This window comes from Martinezella dioscoreae (assembly GCF_009176305.1).
Classification (GTDB): domain Bacteria; phylum Pseudomonadota; class Alphaproteobacteria; order Rhizobiales; family Rhizobiaceae; genus Rhizobium; species Rhizobium dioscoreae.
The window spans coordinates 765,852-777,482 of the sequence record NZ_BLAJ01000002.1 but is presented as its reverse complement, the minus strand read 5'-3'; the positions used below and the strand labels follow the sequence as shown (position 1 = coordinate 777,482).

The following is an 11,631-nucleotide window of genomic DNA, read 5'->3' as shown; positions in this document are numbered from 1 at the left end:
CGCGTTGATGGCGCTTCAGTGGAGATTGAGGCGGTTCATCTTCCGATGCAGCGTCGAGCGGCTCATGCCGAGCGCTGCGGCCGCCTGGGAGACATTGCCGTTGGCGCGCGAAAGAGCCCTGAGCAGGGCCGCGCGTTCAGCCTCGGCCAGATCCTCGCCGACGGCTCCCTGCTGCTCGCGAAGAACATCGGAGGCAGGAATGCCTACGGCAATGCGATGATCGTCGAGCTTCAATGCCACCCGGGCTGCGCGGGTCGCGCCAAGCACGAGGTCGTTGCGATCGACAGCCAGCAGTGCTGAGGTGGAAGCCGTATCCGTCGGCACCATGACGAAGCGGGCACCTGCAAAGGCGCTGCGGAAAAGATTGAGTTCGATGCGCACAGCCGCATCGCGCACCGTCTGCGACAGGATCGCCAGTGTCGCGTCGTTCACGTCATCGCGGCAGGTGGAAATATCGAGCGCGCCGGCAAGCTGGCCGCGATGATCGCGGATCGGCGCTGTGGTGCAGCTGAGATTGATGTTTGAGCAGAAGAAATGCTGGTCACGGAAGATCGCAACGGCCCGCTCGTCGGCAAGCGCCGTACCGATGCCGTTGGTGCCGATGCTCGCTTCCGTCCAGACGGATCCGGTCCATAGACCGAGATCGTGGAAGTCCTTGTCGTCGCCGGCAGCGCCCCGGCGTTCGAGTGCGATGCCATCCCGATCCGTCAGAAGCAGGCAGCAGCCGGCTTTGCCGACCGCGAGAAAAAGACGATCCAGTTCACTGGCCGCTTCGGCAACCAGCCGTTCCGATCGCTCCAACGCTGTTTGAAATTCCTGGCTGGTCAAGCGCATCGGCAGACGCTTCTCTTCCGGCGCCAGACGATGCATGACCATGCACCGTCGCCAGGAGGCAACAACCGAAGAACTCGCCGCCGCCGATTGCGCCGACGCGTAAACCTGATCCGCATGTGCGGAATAGTGCTGCATTTGGCTCCTCCCACCGAACGCTAGCCCAATTGTCGCTAAAAAAGGCCATCGAAGCAATCCTCGTGGCGACTTTCGCCCGGGGCCGCGAAATTCGGCGGCTACCTTGTTGATGGCACAGTCTTTTTCGGCACCGTTGTTTCTTCAGCCCATGACTGCACAGTCCGACCATCGAAGCTGTCTGGCAGATGCCGTGCGTTTTGGTTTTGCCGCCTACACAACCGAGATCTGACCCGCCAATCGCGACCTTTCAGGCCGCTGTCAGCGTGTTGCTGTAGCAGCTTCTTCCTAGGGAAACGGAGCGGAAGGCGATTGGTGAGCCCAGCTCCACGAGCGGCTGTTTCGACATTGATGGAAGTCGGCTTTATGCAGGCATGGCAGCGGGGCCGAGAGGCCATAAAAGAAATGCTGGGACGTTCCGCCGACACCGGTCGCAGACGCATGGCTGGCGGCCTTCACTGCTTCTTCAACACCCCGACCATTAAGCCGCCTGCGAATCGCGCATTTCTGGAGCGCCCGATCGTTATCATCGCCATCTTCCTCGCCTTATCATTGCTCGTCATGTGGGCGGCCGATTATCCCTTGGGCATCTGGATGAAATCGTTTCCCGCGCAATTGCGTGGGACGGCGAAATGGATCAGCAGCCTCGGCACCGGGCTTCTGGTGCTCTCATTCAGCGGAGCGCTGCTGATATTTGCGATCCTCGCGCCCGCGCATAAGCTGCGGAAATCCATGCGAACGGGGGCAGATCTCATCGCGACTGCGGCTGCTTTCGTCTTCCTGGCGGTGGCCGGCGGCGGCATTGTCGATTCGCTCGCAAAGAACATCATCGGTCGCGCCAGGCCGGAACTCCTGGATACGAACGGCGCCTTCTCTTTCCGACCCTTTGCTTTCCATGCCGACTTCGCCTCCTTTCCTTCCGGACACTCGGCAACGGCCGGCGCCATGGCGATGTCGCTGGCGCTGGTCTTTCCCCGCCTTCGCCCCGTCTTCATGCCTGTCGGCGTCCTGATCTGCCTGTCGCGCCAATGGGTCGGCGCCCATTGGGCAAGCGACACGCTGATGGGCTGGGGCGTCGGCGTAGCTTTTGCCCTGTGGCTCGCGCATGCATTCGCGCGACGCCGTCTCCTGTTTGCCTATGATTCCAGCGGCCGCTTGTGTCCTGGGGAACAATACAAGGCAATTCTCGCCGTTCTGCGCGCGTTGATCCGGCGCATGCCGCTCATCGGCAGGAAAACGGTGCCTGCAGCAAAATCGTGCCCGGCTCAATCTCGCCTCGCATCCCGAGCCCTTGAAATTCGATCCTGATCCTGCGGCCTGATCCCGCGGCAAGTACAGTTCTCCTGCATCGCTCGCCGGCTTACGCACCGCGTATGCCAGCCTTTCCCGTCCGAATGCAAAATCATCGCTATGCAGCGACGGATTTGCCGCTCGTCCCCGTTCAAGCGCTGAAGGGATAACAGCTTGAAGCTCTTCAAGGACGAATGAGGACATCATGAAAAAGATCATTTTGCTGGCTTTCGCCGCGACCGCCTGCTTTGCGGCCATCTCTCCAGCCGAAGCCCGCGATGGCTGCGGCATCGGCTGGCATCGCAATCCCTATGGCTACTGCCGTCCGGATGGACGGCCTGTGGTCGTCGTGCCGGCGGTTCCGGCCTATGGCATCTACTATCCCGGCCGCGGCTACTGGGATGGGCATCGCTATTGGGTGCATCGCGAGTGGTGGCATGGTGGCTGGCGTTATCGCTAAGCTACTCTTCCGCGATGCGCGCGGCCCGATCTTGCAGATCGGGCCGCATGCCGACCGGCGATCGAACGGCTTGCTTCTCTCGATCCTTCCGCTGCCCAGCGCTGCGATGCAAAGCTCGCGGTCGTTTGCCGGTTTGACATGGCAGCCCACGGAAACGTGCAATTGACGGCGACAATGCAACCGGTCAAAGCTGTGACCAGACGGGTCTACGGAAAACAATGCCGCCAACATGAGCAAAAGCACCATCAGCGACTATCAAGGGCCGATCATCGTCTTTGACGCCATGTGCGTCCTGTGTACCGCCAACGCCCAGTTCGTGCTGCGTCATGATCGCCTCGGCCGTTTTCGTCTTGCCTCCATGCAGAATGAAACCGGCATCGCCCTCTATCGCCGCTGCGGCATGGACCCCACCGATCCGGATAGCCTCATCATCGTCGACGGCGCGAAGGTGCTGCGCGATAGTGACGCGGTGCTGGCCATTTATGCCGGTCTCGGCTGGCCCTGGAAGGCCATTTCCGTACTGCGCATCGTACCGCGCATGCTGCGCGACCCGATCTACCTTTGGCTTGCCCGCAATCGCTATCGCATCTTCGGCAAACGGGAGACATGCTGGCTGCCGACACCCGAGCAGGCGAGCCGCATACTTTGAAAAGAATCCTCGTTCTCGGCGGCTATGGCGGGTTCGGCGCGCGGCTGTCGCGGCGCCTTGCCGAAGACGGTTTCGAGGTTCTGGTCGCCGGACGCAATCTCGAATCGGCAAAGGCACTCGCCGCTCGATTGCCGCATGCAATTGCCCTGCAAGCCGATCGAAATGGCGATATCACTGCGATCCTCGGGGAGCACAGACCCTTTCTGTTGATCGATGCGGCAGGCCCTTTCCAAGATAGTGACCAGAGAGTCCCGCGCGCCTGCTTAGAGGCCGGTATCCACTATATCGATCTTGCCGACGCGCGCGATTTCGTCGGCGCGATCGGCTCGCTTGACGAAGAGGCTAAGGCCGCTGGCGTTACCATCATCTCGGGCGCGTCGAGCGTCCCGGCGCTCTCCGGCGCCGTCGTAGCCGCCCTCGCCAAGAACATGGAGGAGGTTCGCTCGATAGAAATGTCGATCAGCGCCTCCAATCGCGCGACCGCCGGCGCCTCGGTCGCAGCGGCGATCCTGAGTTATGTCGGCAAGCCGGTGCGGCTCTGGCGCGGCCGGCACTGGCAGGACGCGACGGGCTGGCACATGCTGAAGCGCGAAACCTATGCGGTTTCCGGCCACCGCGCTCTGCGCCGGCTGGTGGCGCTTGCCGACGTGCCGGATCACGATCTTCTGGTCGATAGTTTTGCCGGACGGCCCAGCGTCATTTTCCGGGCGGGGCCGGAATTCGCCTTTCAGACTTTGGCGCTCTGGCTGTTGTCCTGGCCGGTCACTTGGGGATGGCTGACGTCGCTCAGAAAGATCAGCCGCTTCCTGCTGCCGCTGCAACGCCTGACGGCAAGGCTTGGGACGGCGCGCTCGGCCGTGGCGATCGAAATCAAGGGCATAGAGCAAGGCACCATGAAGGCTCGTCGCTGGACCCTGATTGCGGAAAATGGAGACGGCGTGGAAATTCCCACGCTTCCGGCGCAATTGCTGGCGCGGGCCTTGCGCGACTGCCGTCTTTCGCCCGGCGCCCGTCACGCCGGCAGGCTCCTGTCGCTTGAGGATTTCCGGGGCTTGTTTCGCGATCTGGCGGTTGCCGAGGAAACAAAGGAAGCACCCTATATGCCGCTCTATCAGCGTGTCATGGGGCCTGCATTTGCTCATCTATCCGAACCGGTCCGTGCCATGCACGAGGTCTTCGGCGACGGCGGCGCCAGAGGCGAGGCGGTCGTCACCCGTGGGCGCTCACCGCTTGCACGGCTGGTCGCGAAAATATTTGGCTTTCCCGCGGCAGGAAAGCACGCACTGCATGTGTCCTTCGAGGAAACCAACGGCATAGAAGAATGGACGCGGGATTTTTCCGGCCAGCGCTTCCAAAGCCATTTGAGCGAAGAGAATGGCCACCTCGTCGAACGCTTCGGCCCCTTCCGCTTTGCATTCGATCTTCCCATTGGGGGCAACGGGCTCAGCATGGAGATGCGACACTGGTCGTTCCTGTGCATTCCGCTGCCGCGCCTTCTGGCGCCCCAAAGCATCGCTCGTGAATGGGCGGAGGACGATCGCTTCCACTTCGACGTACCGATTGCCCTCCCTCTCATCGGCCCCGTCGTTCATTATCGGGGCTGGCTGCAGCCAATCGAATGATCCAATCCGGCGTCTTAGCGCCGCCTGGCTATCGGCCGATTTGCAGCCGATAGCGCAAGCGGAACAGACGATCGTCAACCGGCCGCACTGGCGGCGCTGAGGACCGCCTTGACGGTTGCGGTCGCAACATCGGCATCGATACCGACGCCGAAGACCTGCGATCCGTCCGGCCGGACGCATTGCAGATAAGCGGCCGCTTGCGCATCGCTGCCGCGACGCAGGGCATGCTCCTGATAGTCCATGACGCTCAGTTCCACTGCGAAGGCCTCGGCAATCGCGGCAAGTACCGCTGAAACGAGGCCGTTGCCGCGACCGCTGACGACGACATCCTGATTGCCATGGCGAATCCGGCCAGTGAAGATGCGCTCGGCGCCGGCTCCCCTGCGAAAACCACCTTCGTAATCGACGAGTTCGAAGCGCTCGAAATCGTCAACATGATAGGCGTGGACGAACGCCTTCCAGATATCTTCGGCCGTCAATTCGCGCTTCGTCTCATCGGCGAGGAGCTGCACCCGCCTGCTGAAATCGACCTGCATGGCGCGCGGCAGCTTCAAGCCCTTGTCCTGCTCGATCACCCAGGCGACCCCGCCCTTGCCCGACTGGCTGTTGACGCGGATGACGGCCTCGTAGCTCTCGCCGATATCGGCGGGATCAACCGGCAGGTAGGGCATTTCCCAGACGCCGTCATTGCGCCGCTCATGCGCGGCAAATCCCTTGCGGATCGCATCCTGATGCGAGCCGGAGAAGGCCGTGTGCACGAGTTCGCCCGCATAAGGGTGGCGCGGATGGATGGGCAGACCGTTGCAATATTCCACCGTCTTCACCACCTCACGGATCGACGGAAAGGTCAGGCCGGGATCGATGCCCTGCGTGTAGAGGTTTAGCGCTAGCGTCACCAGATCAACATTGCCGGTACGCTCGCCATTGCCGAACAGGCAACCTTCGACCCGATCGGCGCCTGCCAGCAGCGCCTGCTCGGCCGAGGCCACCGCCGTACCGCGATCATTATGCGGATGAACGCTGATGATGACGGCATCGCGGCGCGAAATATGGCGGCAGAACCATTCGATCTGGTCTGCATAGACATTCGGCATCGCCACTTCCACCGTTGCCGGCAGGTTGAGGATGGCTGGGCGTTCCGCAGTCGGCTGCCAGACATCGAGCACGCGCTCGCAGATTTCGAGCGCGAAATCCGGCTCGGTGAAGCAGAAGGTTTCCGGCGAATATTCGAAGGTCCAGTCGGTCTCCGGCTGCTTCAGGCTTTCCTCCAGCATTGCGGTAACACCGCTGATGGCAAGGTCGACAATCTCGTGTCGCTCCATGCCGAAGACGACGCGGCGGAAGAGTGGTGCGGTCGCATTGTAGAGATGGACGATGGCTTTGCGGGCGCCGATGAGGGATTCGAACGTGCGCGCGATGAGATCGGCGCGCGATTGGGTCAACACCTGGATCGTCACATCCTCGGGGATGCGGTGTTCCTCGATGAGCGCACGGACGAAATCGAACTCGATCTGCGAGGCCGACGGAAAGGCGACCTCGATCTCCTTGAAGCCTGAGGCGAGCAGCATGTCGTAGAAGCGCAGCTTGCGCTCGACATCCATGGGGTTGGCGAGCGCCTGGTTTCCGTCGCGCAGATCCGTTGACAGCCAGCGGGGTGCCTTGGCGAGGCGCCTGTTCGGCCATCGCCGATCCGGCAATTCGATGGGCGAGATGAAAGGACGATATTTGGTTTCAGGATTCTTCAGCATGATCCGTTCCGTTGCATGTCGGTCAATTGGGGAGAAAGCGGACAGCAGAATACGGCCGCCGGGATGCCGTCAGGCCCGACGACCGCGGCTAAGTCGCAGTGCAACGGAAAACTGAAGAGAAACGGGTATGCAGGACGAGGCGTCGGCATCCATCCGCACGCGCAGCGATGCGACGGCAGCGCCATGCGGCCGATCCGATCGATGCAGATTGTGGGATGCGGCAGACACGAAAGTAGATATCCTGCTGGAAAGGAACTCTAGGTTACTGTCGACATCTTTGTTATTCTCGCGCGTATGGATCATTCATCATCGCAAAAGGATCAATACTATCTTCAGCACGGCACGGATGTCGCTGAAGGTGTCGCCGTCATCGCACATGACGATCATCGCTTCACCAGTTCTCGCCACAGCCATAGGCAGGCGCAACTGCTCTACGCCGTCAGCGGCGTGATCTCTTTGACCACGGATAGCGGCACCTGGGTCGTACCGCCGAGCCGAGCGGTCTGGCTGCCGCCGCAGCTCGAACACGTGACGGCAAGCCATACGAGCGTGCAGTTTCGCTCATTATTGATCGATCCCAATGGCAGAGATGCGTTGCCGAATGAGTGCACGGTGGTGGAAGTCACCTCGCTGCTGCGCGAACTCATCCTGCGGCTCGCCGGTCTTGTCGACAAACCCGATCAGAAAGAGGTTGTGGAGGCAGTCATTCACCTGCTGCTTCTCGAACTTACCTTCTTGCCGGCACAGCCGCTGAAGCTCCCTCTACCGAAACATCCGGGGCTTGCGGCGTTCTGCGAAACCTTGCTCGGCGATCTTGCGAGCACAATCTCGATCGAAGAGGCGGCCAATGGGCTGCATATGAGCCGGGCAACCCTCATGCGGCTATTTCAGCGCGAAACGGGACTGAGTTTCGGCCGGTGGCGACAACAGGCACGCATGCTGAAGGCGCTCACCTTGCTCGCGGAGGGTCGAAGTGTTCTCGATGTCGCGCTGGACTGTGGCTATGAGAGCCCGAGCGCCTTCTCGGCCATGTTCCGGCGGGCGCTCGGGCGCTCGCCCCGAGACTATTTTCAATCCGCAGCGCTGGCCGGCGAAATCAGCCAGGGGACTGACTAGAGGCTAGTTCTGTCGGTCGCTGGCCAGGCAGCCGAACATGCGGAAATCATGGAAGGCCTCTTTGAACCGCGCCTTCTGCCGCAGTGTGCCCTCATATTGGAAGCCCGCTTTTTCCAGAACCCGATCGGAAGCTGTGTTTCCCGGCAACGTCCAGGCTTCGATGCGATTGAGCGAAAAATCGTCGAAGCCGCACCGGACGATAGCCCTCGCCGCCTCACTCATCAGCCCCTTGCCCCAGGCCGAAGGGTGCAGCTCATATCCAAGTTCGGCGCATTTGGCACGCCGATCGATGCTATTGAAGCGGATCGCGCCGAGCAAGTGGCCTGAAAGCCGATCCTCGATGATCCATGAACAACCTGCTCCCTTGGGGAAGATTTTGATCATCCATCGCAGGGAACGTTCAATCTGCGCCATTTTGGGCGCATCAACCCAATTCGAGAACCGCGTGACCTCCGGAATCGAAATCAGCGCATGGAAGTCGTCGCGATCGTCCATACTCGCTTCGCGAAGCCGCAGCCGCTCGGTGACAAGGGTGGGGAACTCGGCTTTTGAAGGCGCCATCGTCACGCTTTCAGCAGATTGGCAAGGATGATTTCGCGCCAGACGCGGGCGGGCGTGATCCACGCGTCCCAGGAATTATACTTGCCGGAGTAGATGACAGCGGCGATATCCGCATCGGGCATCAGCCAGAGCCTCTGCCCACCATTGCCGAAGCCGGCATACCATGGACGCGGCCCATCAAACGCCGGCACCGGCGCGTCGCCCGAGAACCACAGTCTGCCATAGCTCAGACCGTCCCCGGTCGAAATCGCCGGCGCGAGAGATTGCGCGATCCACTCTTCCGAGACGATCCTTTTGCCGTTCCACACGCCCTTCTGAAGGAAAAGCATCCCGATCTTCAGCAAATCGGGAGCGGTCAGGCGTAATCCGGATGCGGGCGACGCCACGCCGTCACGCCCGGCGTTCCAGTGGAATTTTGCAATCCCCAGCGGTTCGAAGAGAACTTCTCGCGCAAAATCGGGCAATTGCTTGCCCGTGCCGCGCTCGATGACCGCCCCCACCAGCGCGACGCTGCCGCCGGAATAAATCCAGCGCGTCCCCGGCTCGGCAATCACCGGACGTTCCAGAACAAAACGATATCGGTCCGGCGCATTCTCCATCGCAATTTCGCTGTTCAGCGGGTCCGTATAGGGGCGATCCTCGTCCCACTCCATCCCCAGCGTCATCGTCAGGGCATGGCCGACAGTGATCTTGGCGCGCGCAGGATCTCGGGCGAGATCGCCGTATTCCGGGAACTGCTCGTAGAGCGATGCATCCAGTGGCGGTACCAATCCCCTGTCGAGCGCGATGCCATAAAGAAGGCCGGCAATGCTCTTGGTGACCGAACGAAGATCGTGCAGCGTATCGGCGTCGAAGGCGACATCCCCAAGCGGATCTCCCCAATTTTCGTCGGAACCAACGGCGTAATATTCCAGGCATACGCGCCCGGAACGGGCGGCAAGCACGACATGCAGATCGCGCAGCAGGCCGGATTCGATGCCGGCTTCAAATTTGCGTCCGAGCTCGGGATCAAAGCCCATGGCCTGCAAGGTCTCGCGATCAGGTGACAAGGATGAATTGCTCTGCGTCACGGCCATGAAATCACCTTCCTCCGCTATGCGACCTTCAGCTCAGGCTACAATCCAAGCATGTGTTCGGCAAGGTGACCACACCGCATTTCGCCGCCGCTGTCGTCCGTCGAAATCAGCTCCGTTCCACCCGCAATTCACCGCCCGCCTCCACGACGAACGCCGCCACTGTCCGATTGCGGCCGTTCAGCTTTGCCTTCAGCAAAGCGCCGTCCGCGCGGTTGATCAGGGTCGTGGTCGGTCCCGACACCGGGGAAGAGGCGATGCCGACGGAGACGGAAAGCGGCCCAACAATCCGCGCGCGATAAGAAAAAGGCGTGCCGAACACACTCGTACGCAGCTTCTCGGCAAGCGCAAAACCTTCCTCGTCGGTCATATCCGTGGCAATGACCGTCAACTCCTCCCCGCCGAAGCGGTAGACTGTACCGGCCTCGCCAACCGTATCGGCAACGATCTGCCCGACATGTCGCAGCACCTCGTCACCGGCATCATGGCCGAACTCGTCGTTGAAACGCTTGAAGTGATCGATGTCGATCATCATGCAGATGACCGTGCGGGCGGATTGATCCCTGTGAAGGTTGTTGAGCGCCTCGTCCAGGGAGCGCCTGTTGAGCAGGCCTGTCAGCGCGTCGCGCACGGCGAGATTGATCAACCGGTCGCGCAGCTGCAGATTGGCGATCGCAAGGCCGATATTCTCGGCGATCAGCTCCAGATAGAGCCGCGGCGCATCGGCGGCCGTCGCATCCTTCGTGCGGTCCTCGAAGTAAAGCAGGCCGATCGCCTCGCCGAGCGCGGTCAGGGGGACGCAAAGACCCGGCACGCCGGAGTGATCCAGATGCTGACAGGGAATATCGGTATCCGCCACGTGGCTGACATGCGGACGGCCACGGCGCAGGCCCCAGCAGGCGGAAGCGGCAAAGAAAGGCTCGGTATGTTCAGGCTCCAGCCACCGGCTGACTTCGCTCAGCGCCGTCCTGCTTTCATTCATCGTGTAGAGGCACCCTGCGACGCCGGGGAAGATCTGCGGCACGAAGAGCGCAACGACTTCGGCAAGTTCTTTCTGGGCGTAGCAGGCCTGGAGGCGATGCATCATCTGCAGAATGAGATCCTTGGTTTCCAGATCGCGCTTGCGCTCGGCGTCGAGACGGTTTCGCTCCAGACCGTTCTCGCGGAAGATCTGTATGGCATCGTTCATTTCGCCGATCTCGTCACGGCGGCGGTCGGTCGGCACCTCGACGGCATAATCCTGTCTTGCCAGCCGGTTGACGATCCCGGTCATGCGCACCAGCGGCAGCGCCACCCGGCGCCGCAGGATGAAATAGAGCACGCCGAGGAATATCACCGCAGTCAAGGCTAGCATCACCTTGGCAATGTTGGCCCAGAGATCGCTGCGTGCCTGCGCGGAACGGAAAGCCGCCTCGGTGCGCGCCGTCGCTAGGGCGCGAAACTGATTGACGCTGTTGAGCAGTGCCGTCTGGATGCGCTCATGTTCAGGGCCGAACAGCGTATCGCGCGCACCGGTCTGATCGCCGCCGGTATAGGCGGCGACCGCCGCCGCCTCCACTTTATCAAGCGCCTGCGCATTGACCGCCACCTCCTCGATGACCTGACGCTCGGCATCCGGAATGCCGGGGCCGCGCAGAGCATTGATGGCCGCATCCCGACGACGCTCTTCACCTTCGTCGACGGTGAAGGCATTCAGATGTCTCTCCTCGCCGCGCACGACATAGAGGCGAGCTTCGTCCGTCGTTTCCTCCGCGCCGAGCGCAAGCTCCTCGCCCATGCTGTTCAGCAGCAGATGCTGCTCCACGGCCTGCCGCTCCTGCACAGCACTTCGGGCCGAGAGGATGAATGCCACAGCCGACAGCACGGTCAGGACCACGGTGATACCGTAGGCCCAATTCGTAATTGTGGTAATTCTCATCTGCCGTCCTCTATGCCTTCTTCAGGCACTCCTAAAGTACACGCCGTGCCGAGCCCTCTATTATGAAAAGCAGCTGCGGGATCAAGCGAGAATATGCAGCGTGGAAAGCTTATTTCCGGCGCACAGGCACCAACCCTCGTCTGCATCGCGCGGCGCGGAGAGCTGTGGGCGTCGCGATCTTCTGACGAGAACCTCGGTTGCGGCCGAGCGGCCGCTTCCGAGATTCCC

10 protein-coding genes are annotated in these 11,631 nt (G+C 61.5%); 5 read left to right on the top strand and 5 right to left on the bottom strand.

The annotated features are described in order from the left end of the window. Positions 1-15 precede the first annotated feature (15 nt). Positions 16-969, bottom strand: a complete 954-nt coding sequence (locus GDN47_RS10170) for a helix-turn-helix domain-containing protein (RefSeq protein WP_152093215.1) — start codon at positions 967-969, stop codon at positions 16-18. Positions 970-1,371: 402 nt separating this feature from the next. On the opposite strand from GDN47_RS10170, the gene GDN47_RS10165 reads away from it, so the two are divergent. The 4 genes from GDN47_RS10165 (at position 1,372) to GDN47_RS10150 (ending at position 4,987) form a co-directional block, all read left to right on the top strand. Continuing rightward, positions 1,372-2,274, top strand: a complete 903-nt coding sequence (locus GDN47_RS10165) for a phosphatase PAP2 family protein (RefSeq protein ID WP_233789843.1) — start codon at positions 1,372-1,374, stop codon at positions 2,272-2,274. Positions 2,275-2,461: 187 nt separating this feature from the next. Beyond that, a complete protein-coding gene (locus tag GDN47_RS10160) occupies positions 2,462-2,716 on the top strand; it encodes a GCG_CRPN prefix-to-repeats domain-containing protein (RefSeq protein WP_113329682.1) in 255 nt (84 codons plus the stop codon). A 229-nt stretch (positions 2,717-2,945) separates the two neighbouring features. Next, complete coding sequence (locus tag GDN47_RS10155) at positions 2,946-3,365, top strand: thiol-disulfide oxidoreductase DCC family protein (protein ID WP_113350569.1); 420 nt, start codon at positions 2,946-2,948, stop codon at positions 3,363-3,365. Further along, entirely contained in the window at positions 3,362-4,987 is a 1,626-nt protein-coding gene (locus GDN47_RS10150; RefSeq protein WP_233789841.1) for a saccharopine dehydrogenase family protein, read from the top strand. Before GDN47_RS10155 ends, GDN47_RS10150 begins: the two co-directional genes overlap by 4 nt. 74 nt (positions 4,988-5,061) lie before the next feature. On the opposite strand, the gene leuA is transcribed toward GDN47_RS10150, so the two are convergent. Continuing rightward, positions 5,062-6,735 carry a 2-isopropylmalate synthase gene (leuA, locus tag GDN47_RS10145; RefSeq protein WP_152093213.1) on the bottom strand — a complete coding sequence of 558 codons (1,674 nt, stop codon included), beginning with the start codon at positions 6,733-6,735 and terminating at the stop codon, positions 5,062-5,064. Between the two features lie 294 nt (positions 6,736-7,029). Between leuA and GDN47_RS10140 the strand changes: the two genes are divergently transcribed. Next, a complete protein-coding gene (locus GDN47_RS10140) occupies positions 7,030-7,851 on the top strand; it encodes an AraC family transcriptional regulator (RefSeq protein WP_113389364.1) in 822 nt (273 codons plus the stop codon). Between the two features lie 3 nt (positions 7,852-7,854). On the opposite strand, the gene GDN47_RS10135 is transcribed toward GDN47_RS10140, so the two are convergent. From GDN47_RS10135 to GDN47_RS10125, 3 genes are all read right to left on the bottom strand, one after another. Next, a complete protein-coding gene (locus GDN47_RS10135; protein WP_112723403.1) occupies positions 7,855-8,412 on the bottom strand; it encodes a GNAT family N-acetyltransferase in 558 nt (185 codons plus the stop codon). 2 nt (positions 8,413-8,414) lie between these two features. Then, entirely contained in the window at positions 8,415-9,488 is a 1,074-nt protein-coding gene (locus GDN47_RS10130; RefSeq protein ID WP_152093212.1) for a serine hydrolase domain-containing protein, read from the bottom strand. A gap of 106 nt (positions 9,489-9,594) precedes the next feature. Beyond that, the gene (locus tag GDN47_RS10125) at positions 9,595-11,403 is read right to left on the bottom strand and encodes a diguanylate cyclase (RefSeq protein WP_152093211.1); all 1,809 of its coding nucleotides are present in this window, start codon (positions 11,401-11,403) and stop codon (positions 9,595-9,597) included. Positions 11,404-11,631: the final 228 nt, after the last annotated feature.

Excerpts from the sequence above, each read along its gene's own strand:
- GDN47_RS10140 (WP_113389364.1), top strand. The coding sequence starts at position 7,030 with ATGGATCATTCATCATCGCAAAAGGATCAATACTATCTTCAGCACGGC.
- GDN47_RS10135 (WP_112723403.1), bottom strand. The coding sequence starts at position 8,412 with ATGGCGCCTTCAAAAGCCGAGTTCCCCACCCTTGTCACCGAGCGGCTG.
- GDN47_RS10160 (WP_113329682.1), top strand. The coding sequence starts at position 2,462 with ATGAAAAAGATCATTTTGCTGGCTTTCGCCGCGACCGCCTGCTTTGCG.
- GDN47_RS10155 (WP_113350569.1), top strand. The coding sequence starts at position 2,946 with ATGAGCAAAAGCACCATCAGCGACTATCAAGGGCCGATCATCGTCTTT.
- GDN47_RS10125 (WP_152093211.1), bottom strand. The coding sequence starts at position 11,403 with ATGAGAATTACCACAATTACGAATTGGGCCTACGGTATCACCGTGGTC.
- GDN47_RS10165 (WP_233789843.1), top strand. The coding sequence starts at position 1,372 with ATGCTGGGACGTTCCGCCGACACCGGTCGCAGACGCATGGCTGGCGGC.
- leuA (WP_152093213.1), bottom strand. The coding sequence starts at position 6,735 with ATGCTGAAGAATCCTGAAACCAAATATCGTCCTTTCATCTCGCCCATC.
- GDN47_RS10130 (WP_152093212.1), bottom strand. The coding sequence starts at position 9,488 with ATGGCCGTGACGCAGAGCAATTCATCCTTGTCACCTGATCGCGAGACC.
- GDN47_RS10170 (WP_152093215.1), bottom strand. The coding sequence starts at position 969 with ATGCAGCACTATTCCGCACATGCGGATCAGGTTTACGCGTCGGCGCAA.